This window comes from Pseudidiomarina taiwanensis (assembly GCF_003987435.1).
GTDB classification, from domain to species: Bacteria; Pseudomonadota; Gammaproteobacteria; order Enterobacterales; family Alteromonadaceae; genus Pseudidiomarina; species Pseudidiomarina taiwanensis.
This window is the reverse complement of sequence record NZ_PIQG01000005.1, coordinates 1-22,579: the sequence shown is the minus strand read 5'-3', so window position 1 is coordinate 22,579 and position 22,579 is coordinate 1. Positions and strand designations below refer to the sequence as shown.

Genomic DNA, 22,579 nt, shown 5'->3' with positions numbered 1-22,579 from the left:
CCGCTTAAAAAATTCGTTTCCACCATGGTTCCTCATCCTGCTCGCCAGCACAGTTCTGGCGCTCAGGTAGAGGGCGTGGCGGAGCGAGGAGTCGCACTCCATTCGAGCATGCGGCTGGAATACGCACCCCGCGCAGCGGATGAAACGTCTGGATTGCTAGATCAGCGCGAGCAGGCATCTGCTGCGAATCAACGCCAACCGCTTTAAACCAAGCTCGGACAACCGCCAAAGCGCCACCCGAACCACTTAAGAAAATGGGTTGATTATCGTCACGACCCAGCCACACGGTGATCGCGTAGCGACCATCATAAGCACTAAACCAACTGTCGCGAAAATCATTGCTGGTCCCGCTCTTACCCGCAATCAGGTTACTCCCAAATGCTTGCGCGAGAACTTTACCGGTGCCTTCATTCACCACCCCGCGTAAACCAAAATCGATCAAGCTTGCAGCTGCCGGACTAAAGAGTTTTTCGCCGCTGCCGAGTTGGCGCTCATAAACCGTGAGGCCATCGTGGTCAGTAATACTTGCGATGGTTTGTAAAGGACGATGGCGACCTTGGTTGGCGATACTGCTATACAGCTCATTCACTGTGATAGGAGCGAGTGAAACTGCCCCTAAAGTGAGTGCAGGATAGGCTTCCAATGGAGAGTTCACGCCTGCTCGCTGTAGCGCTGCGATAAGCTCATCAATTCCGACCGCAAGGCCAACCCGCACTGCGGGGATATTGCGCGACTGTACCAGTGCGTGATAAAGCAATAACGAGCCTCGATACTGACCATCGAAGTTTTCCGGCTGCCAACTGCCCTGTTGCTCAGGTAATGGCACGGTGAGCGGGCTATCATCTAGGATAGATTGTAGCTCGAGCCCGAGTTCGTCCATCGCCACCCCATAAATGACCGGCTTGATCAGTGAGCCAATCGGGCGCAAGGCAGCAACGGCACGATTAAAACCTTGGCGATTCCGCTCGCGGTCGCCAACAACCGCAACCAGCTTAGCCTGGCGATAATCACTCACCACAACGGCTCCTTGCAGCTCCGGATCTTGGCTTACTTGCGGTAATTGCTGCTGTAATGCTTGCTCGGCAGCCTGTTGTTGCCATGGGTCGAAGTAAGTAAACACACGCAAACCGTTATGACCTCGCGCAAAGCCTAAGGTGCGCTGTTGCAGCTCGGCCTTAACGAGCTCTAAATAATGAGGAATTTGTTCACTTATGAGACGTTGGTCACGATTGATCGCTAAGCTTTGATTCACTGCGTTGACATACTGCGTTTGGCTAATTAGACCCTGAGCCACCATCAGTTGCAGAATCAAATCACGACGCTCCAACGCCCGCTCAGGATAACGGCGCGGATCATAATAGCTCGGGCCTTTAATGAGCGCGACCAGCAAGGCAATCTCATCGGAGTGCAATTCTTGGACTTGCTTGCCAAAATAAAAACGGCTGGCAAGACCCACACCATGAATAGCATGCCCCCGATCTTGACCAAAATAAACTTCGTTAAGATACGCCTCGAGTATCTCATTTTTACTGAAGCGAAAATCAAGAACTAAGGCCATTAATGCTTCATTCGCTTTGCGCCATAGCGACCGCTCGCGGGTCAGGTAAAGGTTTTTCACCAGCTGCTGGGTTAATGTGCTGCCCCCTTGTACAGTGCGCATTGCTGCAAGATTCGCAAGTGCGGCTCGGGCAATCGAAGTCAGTGAGATACCAGCATGATGATAAAACTCACGGTCCTCGACTAATAACAGTGTCTCAATCAATAAGTTTGGCACCAACTCGAGTCCCACCAGCAGACGATCTTGGTTGTTTTGTGCCGAGAGTCGGCCAATTAATGGGGGCTCTAAGCGTAAGCGATTAAGCGGGCGCTGGTCTGGTAAACTGTTAATCACTGACACCATATCGGCGCTAAATTCAATCACAACACGTTGCGCCATTTCTGGGCCGTCAGCAAAATCAAAGGGGCGCCGATACAATTCAACCGTCTGCTTGTCACAGCGATATTGTCCGCTATCTTTTACCGCAGAGACCGCTTGGTAGCGTAACAGTTCGAGTTCCCGACAGAGTTCCCGCACTGAAATAGTTTGCCCCGGTTGCAGCGTTAAACTCCGACCATACACCAGTGCCGGCGCCGCCGAACGGTCAATTTGAAAGCGGCTGGTCAAGGCGCTATCGAGATAAATTAAATAGAAGGTCAACACCACTACAGCGGCTAGGCCGACTTTCACGAGGGTCACAAAACTATAGCGGAGCGCTTGCTTCAATCGGTTTGACATGATGACTATGCGGTCTCCTGTTGCTGACGCAAATGTTGCTCAAGGTACTCAACCAAAGCATTCAGCTTGGGTGAAAATTGACGCCGAGTTGGGTACACCGCCCAAACGCCATCAGGGCTCGTTTGCCAGGCTTCCAGCAGGCTTACCAACTCACCTCGCGCGAGATGCTGCTGGACATAATAGTCGGGTAACTGGACCAGCCCTAAACCTTTTAGCGCTGCGTCCACCAAGCCGTAGCCGCTATTATTTACCGCGACTAAATAGTCAATAAGTGTTGGGCGATAGTACGAATACCATGTGCTGTCGCCCCCGCTGCATACATTGCATTGGCTTGATTGTGATAGGCTGCGGCAATATCAAAATGCAACCAACCTTGACCATCGCGCGGCGCAAAATTTAGCAAGAAGCCGGCAGCGTTGCTTGCGCCACCTGCCCCACCACCTTTTTGCGGTCGACTATTGGCGGTATCCGCAAACGCTGATGGACAATTCTTTTTATGCCAGTTTTGCAACGGTAAGCGCCACAACAGCTCGTTATGCTCGGCTGCAAACTGTAAGCTTTGCGTCGCTAACTCATCATCAACCGAAAACAGTGCATTATATTCGTTCCCTACGGCGACCTGCGCAGCGCCTGTGAGAGTTGCTGCATCGATGATTAATTCAGCACCGATCTCGCCAGCTTTGAGTAACCCATCCGCCAGCACCAAACGCCCCTCTGCATCGGTATTCACGATTTCAACCGTGAGACCATTTTTATAGGTCAAAATATCGCCGAGTTTGTAAGCAGAGCCATCAATTAAATTCTCTGCACAACATAAAATCAGTTGTACGCGTTTTTGCAAGCCAGCTTGAATCGCTAATGCCATTGCTCCGGCAACAGTCGCAGCTCCGCCCATATCACACTTCATTGCAAGCATGCCTTCGCTTGATTTGATGCTGTAACCACCGCTATCGAAGGTAATTCCTTTCCCCACCAAGGCTGCAGCAGTTGGCGCAGAGGCATCACCTGACGGATTGTAGTCCAAGACCAACATGACCGGATCTTTTTGGCTGGCTCGACCAACGCTGTGAATCCCAATCCAACCCTGCTCAAGCAGCTCATCACCTTTGATGATCGTGGCATTGATGGCATCGCCGGCAACCGCAGACAGCTTTTCGATCACCCGCTGCGCCAGCGATTCTGGGTAAATTGCATTGGGCGGCAAATTAATCAATTCGCGGGTCCAATTGCTGACATCGGCCAACTGTTGTAATCGTGCTAAGGCCTCAGCGTCATGATTAGCCCAATTCACTTGATTGGTACTGCGCGTATCCATAAAACCTTTATGAAAAGCCCACTGGCGTTCCAAAGACCAATTTTCACCAAGCAAGTCGACCTGCTTTAAACCAAGGTTATCTAATTGGCGGCCGGCCTTTTGAATTTGCCGTAAGTTTTCCGCTTCGTTTGCACCAGTTGTAATGGTTGCACCGTTATCCGCGGTGTTTAAGATAGCGCTTGGCTTCCAGGCGGATGACCCTTTTGACTCAGTAAGCTGAACCGTGTAACTGCTAGACATGCTAAACAACTCCCAGTATGTTGGCGGGTTAGTGATTGAATACTAGCTGTTAGAGATAAGGCTGACAATGAAGTTTATCAACCCGTTGCGCTGTGCAACATTGATCCGACGTTACAAACGCTTTCTCGCTGACGTGCAATTCCCTGATGGCGAGCAAATCACTGTCCATTGCCCCAACACAGGGGCAATGACGGGCTGTGCCGAGCCTGGAATGACCGTCTGGCTGAGTGAAGCTGCGAATCCTAAGCGCAAGTATCGCTACACTTGGGAGCTTGCCCAAACGGCTGACGGAGATTACATCTGCGTCAACACGCAACGCGCTAACCAGGTTGTCGGAGAGTGTTTAGCGCAGCAATCGATATTAACAGAGTTACAAGCTGAACAGCGTTATGCCGATAATAAGCGTATTGACTGGCTGGCGAGCACGGCGTCTGGGCAGCGCGTTTTTATCGAAGTCAAAAGCGTGACCTTAAAAGAGCCGCAAAGCGATCTTGGGTTATTTCCCGATACTCAGAGCGTCCGAGCCCAACAGCATCTCCAAGCGTTGATCGAGCAAGTGCGCGATGCGCAGCAAGCCTGGGTGATCTATTGCGGCTTCCATACGGGTATTAAACGAGTGCAGGCAGCTGCACAAATCGACCCTAAATACGCTCAATTAGCGGGGCAAGCAGAAATGGCCGGGGTTCAGTTTTACTTTTTACCTTGTCGTATTGACTCACAGGGCATCACAGCTGGTGAATTAGTTAAACTAAAATAAAAATTGATGAATTAAAAATTGCGCAGTTTTTCTGATTCTGGTATATGTAGCCCCCTTTTTTAATCATGTCTCATTAAGGAGAACCAAAATGCCTCAAGGAACGCCGAAGAAGACCCATGGCATTCTGGCACTTGCCGGTCTCGAGCCGTATCAAGAGAAAGCCGGCGAAGAGTATATGAATGAGAACCAACGCGCTCACTTTAAGAAGATTCTTGAAGCGTGGCGCAATCAGCTCAGGGAAGAAGTTGATCGTACTGTTCATCACATGAAAGACGAAGCAGCAAATTTTCCTGATCCAGTTGACCGTGCCGCGCAAGAAGAAGAGTTTAGTCTGGAATTACGGACGCGTGACCGTGAGCGTAAGCTGATCAAGAAAATTGAGAAGACGCTACAGAAAATTGAGGCTGATGATTTTGGCTTCTGCGATACCTGTGGCATCGAAATCGGTATCCGTCGCCTCGAGGCGCGGCCAACCGCAGATCTCTGCGTTGACTGTAAAACTCTAGCAGAGATAAAAGAGAAGCAAATCAACGGCGCCTAAGATGGCAGCCTATGTTGGTCGATTTGCCCCGACTCCGTCGGGGCCTCTCCATTTTGGTTCGCTCGTTGCAGCGCTCGCGAGCTATCTCGATGCTAAAGCACACCACGGTCAGTGGCTAGTAAGGATCGATGACATTGACGAGCCGCGCAGTCAACCCGGCGCCCAAGACCTTATCTTAGCGCAACTGCAACAGCACGGATTATGCTGGGACGGTGACATTCGTATCCAAACTGAGCATAAAGCTGCGTATCAACAGGCCCTCACCGAGCTCCAACAGCACCAGCATACCTATGCCTGCGACTGCACCCGACGCCAAATTAAAGCGCGTGGTCCACACTATGATGGGCACTGCCGCCAGCGGCAACTCGATCAAAGCCCCAGCAGCGGTCATGCCATAAGGCTATGTAACCGTGCCCCCATCTATCATTTTAATGACCGAATTTTGGGCCGGGTTGATATTGCTCCTGAAAGTGCGCGTGAAGACTTCGTGCTGCGTCGCCGCGATGGCTTGTTCACATATCAGCTCAGTGTTGTTGTCGATGATATTCAACAAGGTATCACTGATGTAGTTCGAGGTGCTGACTTACTTGAACCGACCAGTTGGCAATTGCAGCTCTATGGTTTACTCGGGCACACCCCTCCGCGTTTTGCCCATATCCCGCTGGCACTTGATGAACGCGGACAGAAATTGAGTAAGCAAAATCATGCGCCAGCGCTACAAGCAGAGCATGTACTGCCGCAATTACACGATGCCTGTCAGTTTCTTGGGCTCACATTTAGTGCGCAGCAATCAGTCCCAGCCACCTTGGCTCTGGCAATTGATGCCTGGCGTTTAAAGTATCTTTCTAATACCTCTTAGTCAGGCTACAATAGCAGCAGTTTAACTTGGAGAAATTGACTATTATCAAGCAGCTCAAAGCAATGGCAAAACGCGCGCTTAGCAAGCCTTCTGGCAGTGACCGTCCGAACAACATTTTGTCAAAGCCCATCATTATTCCGCGGGCAAAGCACCCGATTACTCGCAAAGCCATACCGCAAACTGCGCTTAAGGTTTTATATCGACTCAAAGATGCCGGTTTTGAAGCCTACTTAGTGGGTGGCTGTGTTCGTGATCTCATGCTTGGGATTGAACCTAAAGACTTTGATGTTGCAACCAACGCCACTCCCGAACAAGTGCGCGGATTATTCCGTAACTGTCGCTTAGTCGGTCGTCGCTTCCGTCTGGCCCATATTGTTTTTGGCCGTGAAATCATCGAAGTAGCGACCTTCCGTGGTCATCATGACGAAGCGCAACAAAGCAACGACAAGATTGCCAAAGCGGATGCCAAAGGTATGCTGGTCCGTGACAATGTTTACGGCACCATTGAAGAAGATGCGGAGCGCCGCGACTTCACCTGTAATGCGCTGTATTACAATATTGCTGACTTTGCGGTCTATGACTTTGCCAACGGTGTTGCTGACCTTGAGCAAGGTATCTTGCGCATGATTGGTGAACCACAGCAGCGCTACCGAGAAGACCCGGTACGGATGTTGCGTGCGGTCCGCTTTGCAACCAAACTTGGAATGCGGCTCGCCGACGATGTTGCGCAACCGATTCGTGAACTCGCACCGCTATTGCAACATATTCCTGCAGCACGACTGTTCGAGGAATCGTTAAAACTATTTACCGCTGGCAAAGCTGTCGCAAACTTTGAAATGCTGAGTGAATATCAACTCTTTCAGCAGTTATTTCCGATCCTGAAAAATGATCTGAAACTGACCGATGCCGCACCTTACCAGATGGTGCGTCAAACCTTTCAAGATACTGATGAGAGAATTCGTAATCAGCAGCGGATCACCCCTGCATATCTTTATGCAGCGCTGTTATGGTGGCCACTGCAAGCGCGGATGGAACAGCTGATGGCGGAGAGTGGCTTACCGCCAGTTGACGCGATGAATATTGCCGCCGCAGATGTCATTGGCAAACAAGTGCAAACGATCGCAATCCCGAAACGCTTTAGTATTCCTGCCCGCGAAATCTGGCAGTTGCAGCAACGTCTGGCCCGCGCTAAAGGCCGTCGTGTCGAGCAATTGCTCGGCCATCCACGCTTCCGCGCTGGCTATGATTTCTTATTGCTACGTAGTAAAACAGCGCCGGCTGCAGAACAGGCAGAGCTGAGCAAATTAGCGCAGTTCTGGACGCAACAGCAGCAAACTGGCACTGCGCCAGCGCAACCAGCTGCTGCGACGAAAAAACGGCGCGGTCGTCGCGGCGGGCGGAAGCGTTCGGCAAGCTCGCGGAATAAGGCGACATGACCAAAGTAGCCATCGCTCTTGGAGGCAATTTAGGCGATCCTATTGCGCAGTTTCAGCAAGCTCTGCAAGGTCTATCGGAGCACCCTCAAATTGATTCAGTGCAATGTTCATCGTGGTATCGAAGCAGCCCGATGGGTCCGGCTGATCAGCCCGATTACATCAATGCTGTTGCGACCGCTGAAACAAGCTTAGATGCCCATACTTTGCTTGACCTATTGCAACATTTGGAGCACCAAGCGGGGCGCATTCGGGGGCGCCGTTGGGGCGAACGCACCTTGGATTTAGATCTGATTTTGTTTGGTCACGATACCATCAGTACAGAGCGTTTGAGCGTGCCTCATCCCGGCCTACTCGAGCGTGATTTTGTGCTACTGCCCCTGCTTGAAATTTGGCCTACAGCTCGCTTACCTGATGGAGAGCAACTGAGTGCCTATCAAAGCAAGCTGACCCATCATGATTTAGTCCGAATTAACTGATACAATCGAGCCATGTTTTAGCTTAATAAGCCCTTTCACAGATAAGGTACTGCTATGGTCGCGACAACTATCGCACATTTAAATAAACTCAAGGCAAATGGTGAGAAAATAGCCTCTATAACGGCTTATGACGCGACCTTCGCAAAGCTTTTTGCAGCCTGTGGAATGGACTTTATGCTGGTTGGCGACTCACTTGGCAATGTCATCCAAGGCGCCTCTTCTACTGTTCCCGTAACAACTGACGATATTGCCTATCACACCCGCTGCGTTCGCAATGGTGCGCCACACGCGTTTGTGATCGCCGATATGCCCTTTATGAGCTACGCAACCCCAGAGCAAGCCTATGCAAATGCCGCACAGCTGATGCAAGCAGGTGCAAATATGGTCAAGCTCGAAGGCGGCGACTGGCTTGTTGAGACGATTCAAGGGCTTTTCCAACGCGGTATTCCCGTCTGCGCTCATTTAGGTTTACTGCCCCAGTCGGTTAATGTTCTCGGTGGCTATAAAGTACAAGGGCGTGAGCAAAGTGCCGCGCAACGCACCTTAGAGCACGCGCTAACTCTGCAACAAGCAGGCGCTCAGTTATTAGTCTTGGAGTGCGTACCGGTCGAACTCGCCGCGCAAATTACTGCGCAACTCGATATTCCAGTGATAGGTATTGGTGCCGGCAAAGAAACCGATGGTCAAATCTTAGTGATGCACGATATGCTGGGCCTTAACACGGATTACCTGCCCAAATTCGTGAAAAACTTTATGCACGATGCCGACTCGATCGAAGCGGCGGTAACAGCCTATATTAAGGCTGTTAAGCAACAAACCTTCCCGGCTGCAGAGCATATTTTTAAGTAACCCAAGAGGCGCACTGAAACCATGTTAGTATTCACAGACCTTGCTTCATTTCGGGCTTGGCGGCAGCAACAGACTGCGCGTATTGGTTTTGTGCCAACCATGGGGAATCTCCATCAAGGTCATCTCGAATTAGTTAAGGTTGCACAGCAGCACGCAGACCAAGTGGTTGTTAGTATTTTCGTTAATCCGATGCAATTTGGTCAAAACGAGGACCTTGACGCCTATCCGCGCACTTTTGCAGAAGATTGCACAGCGCTCGAACAACTCGGGGTAGCTGCTGTTTTTGCTCCGACCGTTGCCGACATGTATCCACGTGGCTTAACCGAACAAACCACAGTTCAAGTTCCGCATATCTCCGATATTCTCTGTGGCGCGAGTCGGCCGGGACATTTTATTGGGGTCGCGACCGTCGTCTGCAAGCTGTTCAATATGGTGCAGCCTGACGTGGCTGTTTTTGGGCAGAAGGACTATCAGCAATTACAAGTCATTAAACTCATGGTGGCTGATTTGAGCATGCCTGTGGACATCATTGGCGTTCCTACTCAACGGGCAGATGATGGCTTGGCATTGAGTTCGCGCAACGGCTACCTTAACGCAAACGAGCGCGCTACTGCGCCACGTTTGTATCAGGTATTACAACAACTGGCAGAACGCATCCGTGCCGGCAAGGAAGTTGATGCAGAGCTTGCCGCAGCAACCAAGACCCTCACTCAAGCTGGCTTTGAGGTTGATTATTTAAGCGTTCGCAGACAACTCGATTTAGCGCCCATCAGCGCCAGCGATAGTGAACTTGTGATATTAGCAGCAGCTCGGCTTGGCAGTACCCGTCTAATTGATAATCTCGCCTTCACACGAAAGTGAGCGTTAGCCACTTAACCTACAGCGTGAACTAACCCAAGTTCACGCATTTCAGTAAATAGCGCCGCCCGCAGGCTCATGGCTTGATTGGCAATGTCACGTTGTTCTTGCAGAATTTCCGCGAGCATTTCAGGGGTTGTGAGAGGATTGGCGAGCACCACTCGGAAGACCACTGTTGGCTCTCGGTGGTACTGATCCGGTTTGATTTTGGTCCGCGATACAAATGAATTCCCAGTCTCGCGTTGGCGCTTCTGAATGAACCGCGTGAGTGCATTAAGGTGCGGTACTAAACGTTTCGTCTGTTCAGGGCTCGCAGCTTGAATGGCCGCTTTCAGACGAGCTGGGACAAACCGATAGGTTAAAATACACAGTTCCGGCTCAGTGACCACTTCAAAATCGTCTTGCGCTGCAATCATCTCAGCAAATTGCTGCGCTTTTTCTATGCTTTGATCAATGAGTAACTCATAACCACTGCGCCCCATCACATGCAACGCTGAGTAAACCAGCATCGCCATTCCAGGTCGTGAGCCCTCCATTGTGTGGGCACCCAGATCTTTAGAGCCTTGGCGGATAACATACTCGGCATGATGTTCAATCGCCCGCACCATACTCGGATCTTTAAATAACACCATTCCCGCGCCCATTGGCACATACATTTGCTTATGCGCGTCAATCGTTACACTGTCAGCTCGCTCAACGCCTGCTAGCAATGAACGGTACTTTTTCGATAGCAAAGTCGCACCACCCCAAGCAGCATCAACATGGAAGTGAGCACCTACTTGCTCGGCAATATCGGCAAGCTCATTAAGCGGATCAATGTGACCAGTTTCCGTTGCCCCTCCGACGCCCACAATCGCAAGCACCTTACCCCCTGTTTCAGCCACTTCGGTGCAAGCTTCAAGCAGCTTATCGGTGCGAATACGGTTATGACTATCCGTGGGAATCGCAATAATATTGCGCCGACCAATGCCAAGGACATCCGCCGCCTTACTCAAGGAATAATGACCGCGCTCAGAGACCATAATCGTTAAACGCTGATAGCCATAATGTGCTAGCCCAGCAGCAAGACCTTCATTGGCCGCACCGCTGAAGCCTTTGCTGGCGGGTAAAGCTAAGTTACGCGCCACCCATAGCGCGGTGATGTTGGCAACGGTGCCGCCGGAGCACATCGCCCCAAGCGAGTGTTGCGCACTGTGCATCCAACGCTTGTAAAAACTCTCATCTTGACCATAAACAAGGTGATGAAGCATCCCCAAGACATTCCGCTCGAGCGGAGTAAAAGCCTTCGAGGTTTCGATCTTCACTAAGTTTTGGTTTAACCCAACCATAAGCTTAGCGAGGGGTAATAAGAAATACGGCAGCGCCGAGGTCATGTGCCCAATGAAACGTGGCGACGAGGTATGAACTGAGTGGGCCACCAAGTTGTTGAGCAAAAATTCAGTATGGTCCGAAACATAGCGCGGTTGCTCTGGTATCGCACTACTACAAAAGTTTTGTTCGATTTCGTGCAGAGGTTTTTCGCGGGCAACAATATGCTCACCCAAAAACCCCATGAGGTTTTCGGATAGGTGTTTCTCAATTTTTCCTAAGGTTGAATCCGGCGCTTCCGGTAAGGTAAAAATCTTCAGTAGCGCTTCTTGACTTACCTCAGCAAAAACTTGCTCGCTCAAACAATCTCTCCTCGAGTGCACATAACGACCGCCTATTCTGCCTCGATTGCCGGCAAATAGCGAACATCATCTGGTAACTGCGCACGTAATTGCCACAGCTGCTGCTTGCTGCGTTGATATTTGCGCTCAAATGGCGTGATCGGCTCATGCAACAGCAATAAGGGTTCTATCGTTGCAGCACAGTTAACGAGTACCAAGCTACTGGCCACTTCGGTTAAATAAATCGGCCAGTTAGAACGCATCACTAACTCACCGCCTAACGCCAGCACATGCGGCCAAACCGGACTGCCATGCCAACGACGACCAAAATGTGCAGCTTTTGGCCAAGGGTTAGGATACAAAATAAAATGCTTATATAGCTGCCAGTCCGCTTCCAGCGCTAAACGCCAGAAATCTTGCAGATCCGCACGAACCAAAAGATAACGCTGACCTGCGGTCGCGGTTTGATAATGGGCATGCCGACTCAGTCGATGCGCTGACTTGTCGACCCCTATGACTAAAGCATCGGGATATTCTTGCGCCAGCCAAGCCGTACTCTCACCAACACCGCAGCAAGAATCCAAAATAACTGGTCCCTGCCACTGTTTGACTTCCTCTTGCACCTGCTCAAAAGCCTCACGATTATGTGCTTGTATCGGCTTTTGAAACGGCGAGCGTAAATGACGCATGACCACACTGACAAGATCGTCATGATTGCCGTGTTGGTTGGTCGTAACCGGCTTCGATTCCGTCACGAACGAATCCCTCGACCTGTTTGTAATAGTCGATAAGCGGTGATGAAAAACACCAAGTTAAACACCACGATGACACCCATGGCGACACCAACATCCACATCGGAAATTCCCAAGAACCCATAGCGGAACGCATTCACCATATAGAGCACTGGGTTAAATTGAGCAATTGTTTCCCATATGCCCGGCAATAAGCTGATACTAAAGAACACACCACCAAGATAAGTCAGCGGGGTCAGCACGAACGTGGGCACAATCGAGATATCATCAAATGTCTTCGCAAACACCGCATTGATCAAGCCAGCCAACGAGAACAAAGTTGACGTCAAAATGACGGTCAGAACTAAAATGAGGCCGTGATGGATGGTTACTGATTCGACAAAGTAAAACGAGACAACAGTGACGATTACCGCAACGATTAGCGCGCGGGCCAGGCCGCCTCCGATATAACCCGCAATAATCACTGAAGTCGAAACTGGCGCCACCAACATCTCTTCGATATTGCGTTGAAACTTGGCACTAAAGAAGGAACTGGCAACGTTCGAATATGAGTTCGTAATAATCGACATCATAATCAGCCCAGGCACGATAAATTCCATATACGGCCGACCGCCCATTTCCCCAATGCGCTCCCCTACAATGCTGCCAAAAATGACAAAGTAGAGCGTCATAGTGATCGCCGGAGGAACCAGCGTTTGCACCCAAATTCGTAAGAACCGCGTACATTCCTTAATCCAAATGGTTTTTAGAGCGGTAAAGTTATACGACGTGCTCATGCTTACGCTCCTTTTCCGACTAAGTTAACGAATAGCTCTTCCAAACGATTCGCTTTGTTTCGCATCGATAAGACTCGGACCTGCTGGCTCGATAGTTGCTCAAATACTCGGTTCAAACCTTGGCTCTTTTCAACATCGACCTCGACCGTATGCTCATCAATTTGGCGCCACTGAAATCCACTGATTTCGACTTGTTTCTCCAGCACCGACTCAGGATCAAGGTCGAGAATGAAGGTTTCCATATTAAGGGTCGCTAAGAGTCGCTTGATACTGGTATTTTCAATAATTCGGCCATGATCGATAATGGCGATATTGCGACAAAGTGATTCCGCTTCTTCAAGGTAATGCGTCGTCAGGATGATGGTGATTCCCTGTTTATTAATTTGCTCAAGGTAATCCCACATACTCCGCCGCAACTCAATATCGACTCCGGCTGTTGGCTCATCGAGGATCAATAACTTAGGTTCGTGTAACAATGCGCGCGCGATCATCAACCGTCGCTTCATCCCACCGGAGAGCATCCGCGCTGGACTGTTGCGTTTATCCCACAGCCCCAATTGCTTTAGATAGTGCTCTGAGCGCTGCATCGCAACCGCACGCGGCACACCGTAGTACCCTGCTTGGTTAACAACGATTTGGCGAACCGTCTCAAATTGATTGAAATTAAACTCTTGCGGGACCAGTCCGATTTGCTTTTTCAGCTCAACCAACTGGGTATCTAGGTCATACCCAAAAACAGTGACTTGGCCTGCGGTTTTATTCACTAATGAAGATATCACCCCAATAGTGGTCGATTTGCCCGCACCATTTGGACCCAATAAGGCAAAAAAGTCTCCTTCTTGCACTTCAAGGTCGATTCCTTTTAATGCTTCAAAGCCGCCTTTATATGTTTTCTTTAACCCTTTAATGGCTAACGCAGTACTCATTTTGCTGACGTCTCCTGTGTGTAGCCCCAGCGCGGAACCAGCTGTTGTTCGAGGCCGAGATGATCAAGAATGCGTGCAACCACAAAATCCACTATGTCTTGAATGGATTGTGGCTGCTGATAAAACCCTGGCGCAGCAGGCATAATGGTGACACCGAGTCGAGCAAGCTTGAGCATATTCTCAAGATGAATCGCCGAAAGTGGCATCTCGCGTGGAACTAAAATAAGTTCACCTCGCTCTTTAATGACCACATCCGCAGCGCGCTCAATTAAGTTATCACTTGCGCCCTGAGCAATAGCCGAGAGCGTTCCGGTAGAGCAAGGACACACCACCATTTTGCGCGGTGCGGCTGACCCTGATGCAACGGGCGAGAACCATTCTTCCTTGCCATACACCAAAAGCTGCTCGGCGCTAACGTTATAGTGTTCGCGCAGGCGCTCTGCACAAGCCTGGGGATTTGCCGGTAACTGCCAATTCAGCTCCGTTGCCAACACCACCCGTGCAGCGCTCGAGAGCAGTAAATGAACTTGTTGCTGCTGCGCTAATAAACATTCCAGCAGCCGCATGCCATAAGGAGCACCGGAAGCACCGGTCAGGGCCAAAGTGATCGCAGGCTGTGCAGTTTGCATGTTATGACTCCCCTAAGTGAAGTGCGCGTAATTCAGTAAGGAGCCGCTGATGAATATTATCAAAGCCGCCGTTACTCATAATCACGACCTGATCTCCAGGTTTGAGAATACTCACTAAATGCGCAATGAGTTCACTGGTTTGCGTGCCGACATAGGCCTTAGGTACTGCCTCAGCTAATGACCAACTCGATTGCTCAGGTTGCAACAGGACAATTTCATCGGCCAGGGCCAACGCACTGCCGAGTGAATCTTTATGAACGCCCTGCTTCATGGTATTCGAGCGTGGCTCCAATACCGCCACGATGCGTTTATTACCAACCGCTGCGCGCAATCCTGCCAGGGTTGTTTTGATTGCGGTGGGATGATGCGCAAAATCATCATATAAATCAATCCCCGCAACCTGCTCTATATGTTCAAGGCGGCGTTTGGGGGCAGTGTATTTACGTAATGCCTCACAACTCACTTGGACGGGAACACCCACGTGATGTGCGGCCGCAATAGCCATCAATGCATTATGCACATTGTGCTGGCCCAGTAATGCCCATTCCACTTGGCCTACTTCGATATCACGGTGCAAAACTTTAAACGCAGTCCCCGCTGGTTGCATGAGTTGCGCCTGCCATTCGCTCGCCGCACCAACTGTTTCAGTCTCGCTCCAACACCCTTGTGCTAAAACCTCGCTAATAGCCTGGTCGGTGGCTGGATAAAGCACTCGGCCATGCTCCGGCACAATCCGCAATAGATGATGAAATTGGCGCTGAATCGCAGCGAGGTCAGGAAAAATATCGGCGTGATCGAATTCCAGATTATTAAGAATCAAGGTTGACGGGCAGTAATGCACAAACTTCGAGCGCTTATCGAAAAATGCGGTGTCATATTCATCGGCCTCGATCACAAAAAAGTTACTGTCGGTCAAAGCTGCCGATGCTGCGAATTGCGGCAAAACACCGCCAACTAAGAAGCTTGGATTAAGCCCGGCATCTTCTAAAATCCAAGTCAAAATACTCGCGGTGGTGGTTTTGCCATGCGTTCCCGCAACCGCTAACACCCATTTATCTTGAAGAATATTATCGTGTAACCACTGCGCCCCTGACGTATAAGGAATACGTTGCGATAACACGGCCTCAACCGCAGGATTACCACGGCTTAATGCGTTACCAATAATGACCAGATCAGGCCTTGGCTCCAACTGCTCAGCATCATAGCCCTCATACAAATCGATCCCAAGTTGCTGTAATTGGTCGCTCATCGGCGGATAAACCTGCGCATCGCTCCCGCTCACTTGATGCCCTAAAGCCTTCGCTAACGCGGCAATTCCACCCATAAAGGTGCCGCAAATTCCCAGGATGTGTAGATGCATGACGCTGACTTCCTTACCAATTCATTATCTCGGTTGCAGTTTATCATGCTTCTGCAAACGATTACCGCTAGGTGCAGGCATTTTGTTCAAAATTACGGTAAACTTAGCGCCATTCTCAACAGCTACTACCGAACCAACATCTATCGAGGATTGCATGCAACGTCTGATACCTACTTTGCGCAACGACCAAGTCGATGAAGCACTGATTTCAGTTTTAAATTCGCTCTCTATTTGTGCAAAAGAAATTTCGTTTCGGGTCGGACAAGGCGACCTCGCGGGTGTACTCGGCTCAACCTTAGATGAAAATATTCAGGGCGAAACCCAAAAGAAATTAGATGTCCTTTCGAATCAACTACTCAAGGATATTCTATTGGAGTCTACGCACGTTCGAGCGGTGGCATCTGAAGAAGAGGATGGAATTGTTACTGGCGCAGCGGAAGGTCAATATTTAGTCGCCTTCGACCCGCTTGATGGTAGCTCTAATATTGATATTAATAGTATGGTCGGAACGATATTTTCGATTTTACCGACCCCTGCTGACAACTCTGGCGACGCCAGTATGTTTCTTCAGCCAGGTCGCCAACAAGTCGCTGCTGGCTACATTTTATATGGTCCACGCACCATGCTGGTATTCACCACGGGGCGCGGTGTTAAAATGTTTACTCTCGATCAAACCGTGGGTGAATTCTTACTCACCGATGCGGACGTACAGATTCCTCTAGATACCGAAGAGTTCGCAATTAATATGTCGAATCATCGGCACTGGCGGCCAGAAATGCGGCGTTATATCGATGACCTGCTACTTGGTAAAGATGGCCCACGTGGGAAAAACTTTAATATGCGTTGGATCGCAGCAATGGTGGCTGATGTTCATCGCGTGCTCTGCCGTGGCGGTTTATTCACCTATCCTTGGGACGGCCGCAGTCATTCAAAACCCTATAAACTGCGCCTGCTGTATGAGGGCAACCCGATGGCGCTGTTGGTTGAGCAGGCAGGTGGCATCGCTCACACAGGGCAAGAAGCTATACTCGATATTCAACCCGATGATATTCATCAGCGCATCTCAGTTATTCTGGGCTCTAAGAATGAGGTTGCGGCCTGCTTGAATTATCTCGAGGGTTCGCAAACGGCCTAAAGGCTCGTATAATATCGAGCAAATAATACCGAGCAAAATATCAACTTTAAATCTGCTCAATTGAGCACTTTACATTTAGGACACGAAAATGAGTTTAAACGCGGTCTCTGCAGGAAAAAACATCCCAGAAGAAGTTAACGTTATCATCGAAATCCCAGCCAATGCGGCTCCGATTAAGTATGAAGTTGACAAAGATTCAGGTGCGCTCTGGGTTGACCGGTTCATGTCAACGCCGATGTTTTATCCATGTAACTACGGCTATGTGAACGAAACCCTCTCACTTGATGGCGATCCTGTTGATGTTCTGGTGCCTACGCCTTATCCATTACAGCCTGGTTCTGTGATTACCTGTCGCCCAGTTGGGGTATTGAAAATGACCGATGAAAGTGGCGAAGATGCCAAGGTCATTGCCGTACCTGTGAGCAAGCTCACCAAAGAATACGAGCATGTGCAGTGCATTGCTGACCTGCCGGAATTACTGAAAGCTCAAATCACTCACTTCTTCGAGCGTTACAAAGAACTCGAAAAAGGCAAGTGGGTTAAAGTAGAAGGTTGGGGCACAGCGGCTGAAGCCAAAGAAGAAATCATTTCTTCGTTCCAGCGTGCACAAGGCTAAATCAGCACATGAGTAACGCCTGCGTCACCCTCAACCAACTCAAGTTCAGTTGGCCGGGTGCGCAGCGGTTACAACTCGATATTCCTCAGCTCCAGATCGATACCGGCGAACGCGTATTACTGCGCGGTCCAAGCGGCAGTGGTAAATCGACCTTGTTAAGCCTGCTCGCCGGTATTCATAAATCTAAACCAGGTCAAATCAATGTCCATGGGCATGACCTCGGCAAGCTCTCACAACGCCAATTAGATCGGCTCAGAGCCAACGAAATTGGCTATATTTTCCAGCAATTTAATCTGCTGCCATACCTGACGGCGGTAGGTAATGTTGAATTAGCCGTGAAGTTTGCGCCTGCGCGTCGGGCCCGACTTGCGCAACGCGGTGTTTCCGTTCGCGCCGCAGCACAACAACTGTTGCAACATTTGGGTCTCGATCACAACAGCCAGCAGCAATTGGCTCAGCACCTTAGTGTCGGACAACAACAGCGTGTCGCCGCAGCTCGCGCACTGCTTGGCGCGCCCGCTTTGATTATTGCCGATGAGCCGACTTCGGCTCTTGATGAGGCGCATCGTGATAATTTCCTGAAGCTGCTGTTCCAAGAGTGCGATGCGCAACAAAGTACCTTGTTATTCGTGACCCATGATGCGACTTTGGCTCCCTACTTTTCGCGTGTAGTCGAACTGGAGCAGCTCAACCAAGCCGCGGAGTCAACGCATGTTTAAACTCGCGCTCGCAAGTCTCTGGAACCGTAAAGCAAGCGCTATCTTGACGGTGCTCGCGATTGCTATCAGCGTCATGCTGTTGCTCGGGGTTGAACGGATCCGGGTGCAAGCGCAAGAAAACTTTGCCAATACTATCTCTGGAACAGACATTATTGTCGGTGGCAGGACCGGGAGTACCCAACTGCTATTGGCAAGTGTTTTCCATATCGGCTCGTTAAATCAAACCTTAAGTTGGCAAAGTTATGAGTATCTACAGACCCTACCGCGGGTAAGTTGGACCATTCCTATGGCCATGGGGGATAGCGTTCGCGGCCTTCCTGTGGTCGCAACCACAGCTGATTTATTTAGCCATTTTAAATACGGCAACCGACAACCCCTGCGCTTCGCCGAAGGACAAGCATTTGCTCAACTTGATCACGCAGTAATGGGGGCAGAGGCGGCAACTAAACTGGGACTGCAGGTTGGTGATGAACTAACGGTCTCGCATGGCGCCGGTGGCGTCAGTTTCAGTGACCATGATGACCACCCATTTCGAGTTCAAGGAATTCTGCAAGCAACCGGAACACCCGTTGATCAAGCCATCTACATCCCGCTTGAGGGGTTAGGCCTGGTCCACGGCGAGTATGTGCATGAGGAAGAGCACGGAGAAGAGCACGACCATGGGGACGATCACGAGCATGGCCATGACCATGCCGTTCATCATGATCACGCCAAGCAGGCACCACCTGTTTATACCTTAAGTGCCGTTTTAATTGGGCTTGAGATAAAACCGCTCGCCTTGCGTCTACAGCGCCAAATTAATACGTACACCGGGGAGCCATTGACAGCAATCTTACCAGGCTTCGCCCTGCAAGAGTTTTGGCGTTCACTGCAATTATTTGACCGCGCTTTACTGGCGATTTCGAGCCTGGTTGTGGCGACCGGTTTACTGGTGATGCTCACAACCTTGCTCGCAAGCCTTCGCGAAAGACGTCGCGAAATTGCCGTGCTGCGCTCCATCGGAGCAGGTCCTGTGACCATCTTTACCTTATTAGTAAGTGAAGCCTTACTGCTGACGATTATGGGAATCGCGGTTGGTGTGGGTATGCTCTATGGACTTTTGTTCGGTTTTGCTGAGCCAATTCAAATGAGTATTGGTTTCCAATTACGGGCCTCTTTATTATCCCCGACTGAATGGACAATAATGGGCAGTGTCTTAATCGCAGCGATAAGCTTGAGCCTGATTCCGGCATGGCGTGCTTATCGCAATGCTCTCGCAGATGGGTTAACCGTTAAATTATGATCAAACGTTTTATCTTACTCAGCACAATATTATTGGCGCTCGTTGCTTTTGCTCCGATGCTACAGGCATCTGAATATAAGCCAACGGATTGGAAGGAATTAATCCCTGAGGGGTATTCGCCACCGCCGATTCGCAGCCAAGCCTACTACGATGCGAACCCGGATCAATTTGGCCAACCGGATATTGGTGCGCCTATGGTTGAAGCTCTCGACCAAAAGAAAGTGAAAATTCCGGGTTATATCGTGCAACTAGAAGGTGATGCTGAAAAAGTCACACAATTCTTGTTAGTTCCATATTTCGGGGCTTGTGTACATGTGCCACCGCCGCCACCAAATCAAATCATCTTAGTGGACTTTCCTGAAGGCGTTAAATACGAAGATACCTTCGATGCGGTATGGGTTGAAGGAACCATTCGGGTGCAGCGTATCGAGGGCGAACTCGCCGTTGTCGGCTACGCGATGGAAGCCGCAACGGTTACGTCTTACTACTAAGTAGATTAGAAGTGAAATTCGAGTCCGAGATAAGGGCCGCTGAAGTCTAAATCACTCGAGATCGAGTCAATATCATCGAGCTCAATGACGATACTGCGGTAACCCAGCTGCAGATTGAAATCAACGAGTGCATTTTCGATCAAGCGATATTCAGCGCCAAGTTCAAAGTCGCGGATTTCACTATCATCAATGCTGACTGCGTTAGCAAGCGCATAAAAGGTCCAGTCAGTTGCTGGGATTCCCACGCGTAACTGGCCATACGCGGTTGGTACGTAGCCACTCCCCCGCAACTCATTGCGACCAACGGCATCGGTTACTGCAACAAATGCATCGACGTCCTTCGCGGTCAAACCTAAATCAAAGCTAATGAGATCGTTATCAAACAGTTCATAATACAGCGTATAATCGGTATGGCTTAAATCAACCGCACTTTGTAGTGAGGTGCCACTTGCATAAAACTCACCATTAAAGACGAAATCACTGCCTAAGGTAATTAACCCAACTGTCGCGAGATCATTTTGCCGAACTTTGAAGTTTGGAACCAAAGGAATAGGATGCTCGAGCGCAACATAAAAACTGGTCTGCTGTTCTGAGTCGAAATTGAAGGCTTGCATAGTATCTTGTTGGCTACCATACCGGCCACTAACATCGGTCTGCCAGCCTTGAGCACCGGCATAAACACCAAAAACAGTATCGGCAACGGCCGGTTGCGCGGTCATAAGTCCTAAACTGACAACTAAAGCAAGAGGCTTAAATTTCATCTTTTAGGGTGTCCTTATTATTGGATTTTAACAACTTTCGCACCAAACTCGACGGTTGCACCATCGGCGAACTCAAGCACAAATGGCACGGTATCACCAGCGCGCAGCGGCTGTTTCACGCCAAACATCATCAAGTGATAACCACCCGGTTGAAACACTACAGTCTCGCGTGCAGGAATGGCTAAATGGTGGACGTGCTGCATCTTCATCATGCCATTCGCCATAACATGTTCATGCACCTCACTGCGTCCCGCTGCTGGCGTTTTAACGCCAATTAAGACCATTTCGCTGTCACCGGTATTGGTTAATTCAAGGTAACCCGCACCGTTCATTGCACCCGGGATAGATTCTTTCACCCAAGCGTTGACGATTTCTACTTGCGCCGATGCCGCGTTTACCGCGGAACCCCATAACACCATCCCAACTGTTAGCATTGCTGTGAATAATTTCGTCATGACTTGTTTTCCTCAAAGCTAATAATAAGCTCGAGTTTACACAGCTTTTGGTCGTTTGCGTACCATAAAATAGATGATTGCGGCTAATAAAATGAACGGCCACAACCAACTAAACAAGGTAAACAGGGTTGCGCCTGCTGCAACTAATAACGCGAGGGCAATACTGCCACCGATCATGGTGACTAACACAAAGGCGCCGATAGCGATGGCAATCATGACCAAGCCACTTACACCTATACCGATAATGGTGCCAACAATCTCAGCTAATGCGCCAAGGATCTCATCACCAAACAGCATTAACCCGATAACAGCTGCAACAATCCACCAAAACTTATGCGACGATTTCATCATAGTTCCTTAGGCTGGTGCACCAGACCGTTTTACTTTTAACTGTTCGAGTTCAGCATCAACTTTGCCTTCGTCTTCAAGATCTTTGAACTGTTGGTCAAGGCTTGGATTGGAGCTTTGACCGATATCATAGGCTTCTAGCTTAGCTTCCAAATCTTCAACGCGACGCTCATAGTTCTCATATTTCTGCATGGCATCATTGACTTTGCTCGATGCTTTTATTTTCTCGCTCTGCAAACGTATGGCAACCGAATCGAGGCGTTGATGAAGCTGACGTTCACGTTGTTTTGCTTCATCAAGTTTGCTTTGCAAACGTTCGATATCGCTACGAATCGGCTCTACTTGTTGCTCGACTTGAGCGCTGATTTCAGCATTCTTTTCGAGTTCTTCTGCTGCTTTCAATTTGTTTTGCAAAGCAACTTTAGCGAGATCTTCGCGCCCTTTATCAAGCGCAAGCTCTGCTTTCACCTGCCAACTCTCGATCGACTTATGCAGCTGCTTCGCTTCGCGTTCAAGGCGTTTCTGCTCAGCAATATGATTGGCCGCAAGGCCGCGCAATTCGACTACGGCTTCCTCCATCTCTTGAATGACTAAACGAATCATTTTTTCAGGCTGCTCTGCCTTATCAAGTAATGCATTCAAGTTAGCTTGAATGATGTCACTAGCACGATTAAAAATTCCCATTGTATTTACCTCATGTGATCAATGTAGCGCCACTGTCATTTGCGCCTATCTCACTAGAATTAATACAAGTATCGTGCCAAGATCGTGTTGTTTTTAATAACACATTGATTTTACGCGATTAAATCTGTTTACGGATAAACTTGAGATGATCTCAGAAGAGCTAACTGACGGCGCACCACAAGTGAAATTGGCTAAAAGTTAGCGAATTATGGCAATACCGAACAGGCAATAAAAAATCCCCCGTCCGTAAGGACGAGGGATTGGGATAGGAGCCTGGCAGTGACCTACTCTCACATGGGGAATCCCCACACTACCATCGGCGCGGAAGCGTTTCACGTCTGAGTTCGGAATGGAGTCAGGTGGTTCCACTTCGCTATGGCCGCCAGGCAA

The 22,579-nt window shown here is 49.7% G+C and carries 25 protein-coding genes and 1 rRNA gene; 12 read left to right on the top strand and 14 right to left on the bottom strand.

All coding sequences use genetic code 11. From position 1 onward, the window contains the following. Window positions 1-4: 4 nt before the first annotated feature. Genes mrcB through pepB form a run of 3 tightly spaced genes read right to left on the bottom strand, consistent with a single transcriptional unit; the run spans window position 5 to window position 3,830 of the window. Window positions 5-2,275 carry a penicillin-binding protein 1B gene (mrcB, locus tag CWI83_RS09345; protein WP_126828391.1) on the bottom strand — a complete coding sequence of 757 codons (2,271 nt, stop codon included), beginning with the start codon at window positions 2,273-2,275 and terminating at the stop codon, window positions 5-7. A 5-nt stretch (window positions 2,276-2,280) separates the two neighbouring features. Further along, entirely contained in the window at window positions 2,281-2,544 is a 264-nt protein-coding gene (locus CWI83_RS09340; protein ID WP_126828389.1) for a LysR substrate-binding domain-containing protein, read from the bottom strand. Then, entirely contained in the window at window positions 2,532-3,830 is a 1,299-nt protein-coding gene (gene pepB / locus CWI83_RS09335; RefSeq protein ID WP_126828387.1) for an aminopeptidase PepB, read from the bottom strand. Before pepB ends, CWI83_RS09340 begins: the two co-directional genes overlap by 13 nt. A 67-nt stretch (window positions 3,831-3,897) precedes the next feature. Here pepB and sfsA point away from each other — a divergent pair, with 67 nt between their 5' ends. From sfsA to panC, 7 genes are all read left to right on the top strand, one after another. After that, window positions 3,898-4,587: a DNA/RNA nuclease SfsA gene (gene sfsA / locus CWI83_RS09330; protein WP_126828385.1), complete on the top strand. Its 690-nt coding sequence runs from the start codon at window positions 3,898-3,900 to the stop codon at window positions 4,585-4,587. Between the two features lie 88 nt (window positions 4,588-4,675). Beyond that, entirely contained in the window at window positions 4,676-5,128 is a 453-nt protein-coding gene (gene dksA, locus CWI83_RS09325) for an RNA polymerase-binding protein DksA (protein ID WP_126828383.1), read from the top strand. Window position 5,129: 1 nt separating this feature from the next. After that, window positions 5,130-5,987: a tRNA glutamyl-Q(34) synthetase GluQRS gene (gene gluQRS / locus CWI83_RS09320; RefSeq protein ID WP_126828381.1), complete on the top strand. Its 858-nt coding sequence runs from the start codon at window positions 5,130-5,132 to the stop codon at window positions 5,985-5,987. A 62-nt stretch (window positions 5,988-6,049) separates the two neighbouring features. Next, window positions 6,050-7,423 carry a polynucleotide adenylyltransferase PcnB gene (gene pcnB / locus CWI83_RS09315; RefSeq protein WP_126828379.1) on the top strand — a complete coding sequence of 458 codons (1,374 nt, stop codon included), beginning with the start codon at window positions 6,050-6,052 and terminating at the stop codon, window positions 7,421-7,423. Next, a complete protein-coding gene (folK, locus tag CWI83_RS09310; RefSeq protein ID WP_126828377.1) occupies window positions 7,420-7,899 on the top strand; it encodes a 2-amino-4-hydroxy-6-hydroxymethyldihydropteridine diphosphokinase in 480 nt (159 codons plus the stop codon). The genes pcnB and folK overlap by 4 nt, the downstream gene beginning before the upstream one ends. Window positions 7,900-7,953: 54 nt before the next feature. Then, window positions 7,954-8,748 (top strand): 3-methyl-2-oxobutanoate hydroxymethyltransferase, encoded by a 795-nt coding sequence (panB, locus tag CWI83_RS09305; protein ID WP_126828375.1) that lies wholly within the window; start codon window positions 7,954-7,956, stop codon window positions 8,746-8,748. Between the two features lie 21 nt (window positions 8,749-8,769). Then, entirely contained in the window at window positions 8,770-9,609 is an 840-nt protein-coding gene (gene panC / locus CWI83_RS09300) for a pantoate--beta-alanine ligase (RefSeq protein ID WP_126828373.1), read from the top strand. Window positions 9,610-9,620: 11 nt separating this feature from the next. Here panC and panP read toward each other — a convergent pair whose 3' ends face one another. From panP to mpl, 6 genes are read right to left on the bottom strand one after another with little or no spacing between them, the layout of a single operon-like run. Further along, on the bottom strand, window positions 9,621-11,276 hold the full coding sequence (gene panP, locus CWI83_RS09295; protein WP_126828371.1) for a pyridoxal-dependent aspartate 1-decarboxylase PanP: 1,656 nt from the start codon (window positions 11,274-11,276) through the stop codon (window positions 9,621-9,623). A 32-nt stretch (window positions 11,277-11,308) separates the two neighbouring features. Next, window positions 11,309-12,010, bottom strand: coding sequence for a tRNA (guanine(46)-N(7))-methyltransferase TrmB (trmB, locus tag CWI83_RS09290; protein ID WP_126828370.1), 702 nt, complete (start codon window positions 12,008-12,010; stop codon window positions 11,309-11,311). Continuing rightward, the gene (locus tag CWI83_RS09285) at window positions 12,007-12,783 is read right to left on the bottom strand and encodes an ABC transporter permease (RefSeq protein ID WP_126828368.1); all 777 of its coding nucleotides are present in this window, start codon (window positions 12,781-12,783) and stop codon (window positions 12,007-12,009) included. The genes trmB and CWI83_RS09285 overlap by 4 nt, the downstream gene beginning before the upstream one ends. Window positions 12,784-12,785: 2 nt before the next feature. Next, window positions 12,786-13,709 (bottom strand): ABC transporter ATP-binding protein, encoded by a 924-nt coding sequence (locus CWI83_RS09280; protein WP_126828366.1) that lies wholly within the window; start codon window positions 13,707-13,709, stop codon window positions 12,786-12,788. Then, entirely contained in the window at window positions 13,706-14,338 is a 633-nt protein-coding gene (locus CWI83_RS09275; RefSeq protein ID WP_126828365.1) for a flavin prenyltransferase UbiX, read from the bottom strand. The genes CWI83_RS09280 and CWI83_RS09275 overlap by 4 nt, the downstream gene beginning before the upstream one ends. 1 nt (window position 14,339) lies before the next feature. After that, window positions 14,340-15,698, bottom strand: coding sequence for a UDP-N-acetylmuramate:L-alanyl-gamma-D-glutamyl-meso-diaminopimelate ligase (gene mpl / locus CWI83_RS09270; protein WP_126828363.1), 1,359 nt, complete (start codon window positions 15,696-15,698; stop codon window positions 14,340-14,342). 154 nt (window positions 15,699-15,852) lie between these two features. Here mpl and CWI83_RS09265 point away from each other — a divergent pair, with 154 nt between their 5' ends. From CWI83_RS09265 to CWI83_RS09245, 5 genes are all read left to right on the top strand, one after another. Beyond that, window positions 15,853-16,833, top strand: coding sequence for a class 1 fructose-bisphosphatase (locus CWI83_RS09265; protein WP_126828361.1), 981 nt, complete (start codon window positions 15,853-15,855; stop codon window positions 16,831-16,833). Between the two features lie 88 nt (window positions 16,834-16,921). After that, window positions 16,922-17,449: an inorganic diphosphatase gene (gene ppa / locus CWI83_RS09260; RefSeq protein WP_126828360.1), complete on the top strand. Its 528-nt coding sequence runs from the start codon at window positions 16,922-16,924 to the stop codon at window positions 17,447-17,449. An 8-nt stretch (window positions 17,450-17,457) separates the two neighbouring features. Then, window positions 17,458-18,168: an ABC transporter ATP-binding protein gene (locus CWI83_RS09255; protein ID WP_126828358.1), complete on the top strand. Its 711-nt coding sequence runs from the start codon at window positions 17,458-17,460 to the stop codon at window positions 18,166-18,168. Next, complete coding sequence (locus tag CWI83_RS09250; RefSeq protein WP_126828356.1) at window positions 18,161-19,450, top strand: ABC transporter permease; 1,290 nt, start codon at window positions 18,161-18,163, stop codon at window positions 19,448-19,450. The genes CWI83_RS09255 and CWI83_RS09250 overlap by 8 nt, the downstream gene beginning before the upstream one ends. After that, window positions 19,447-19,941 (top strand): DUF3299 domain-containing protein, encoded by a 495-nt coding sequence (locus CWI83_RS09245; RefSeq protein WP_198677283.1) that lies wholly within the window; start codon window positions 19,447-19,449, stop codon window positions 19,939-19,941. The genes CWI83_RS09250 and CWI83_RS09245 overlap by 4 nt, the downstream gene beginning before the upstream one ends. 5 nt (window positions 19,942-19,946) lie before the next feature. Here CWI83_RS09245 and CWI83_RS09240 read toward each other — a convergent pair whose 3' ends face one another. The 5 genes from CWI83_RS09240 to rrf all read right to left on the bottom strand — a co-directional run bounded on the left by CWI83_RS09240 (window position 19,947) and on the right by rrf (window position 22,576). Next, on the bottom strand, window positions 19,947-20,702 hold the full coding sequence (locus tag CWI83_RS09240) for a TIGR04219 family outer membrane beta-barrel protein (RefSeq protein ID WP_126828354.1): 756 nt from the start codon (window positions 20,700-20,702) through the stop codon (window positions 19,947-19,949). 17 nt (window positions 20,703-20,719) lie between these two features. Continuing rightward, window positions 20,720-21,157 (bottom strand): copper chaperone PCu(A)C, encoded by a 438-nt coding sequence (locus tag CWI83_RS09235; protein WP_126828352.1) that lies wholly within the window; start codon window positions 21,155-21,157, stop codon window positions 20,720-20,722. A gap of 36 nt (window positions 21,158-21,193) precedes the next feature. Next, on the bottom strand, window positions 21,194-21,505 hold the full coding sequence (locus CWI83_RS09230) for a hypothetical protein (RefSeq protein WP_126828350.1): 312 nt from the start codon (window positions 21,503-21,505) through the stop codon (window positions 21,194-21,196). 9 nt (window positions 21,506-21,514) lie between these two features. After that, window positions 21,515-22,189: a PspA/IM30 family protein gene (locus CWI83_RS09225; protein ID WP_126828348.1), complete on the bottom strand. Its 675-nt coding sequence runs from the start codon at window positions 22,187-22,189 to the stop codon at window positions 21,515-21,517. Between the two features lie 271 nt (window positions 22,190-22,460). Continuing rightward, window positions 22,461-22,576: ribosomal RNA gene (rrf, locus tag CWI83_RS09220) — 5S ribosomal RNA — on the bottom strand. Window positions 22,577-22,579 lie beyond the last annotated feature (3 nt).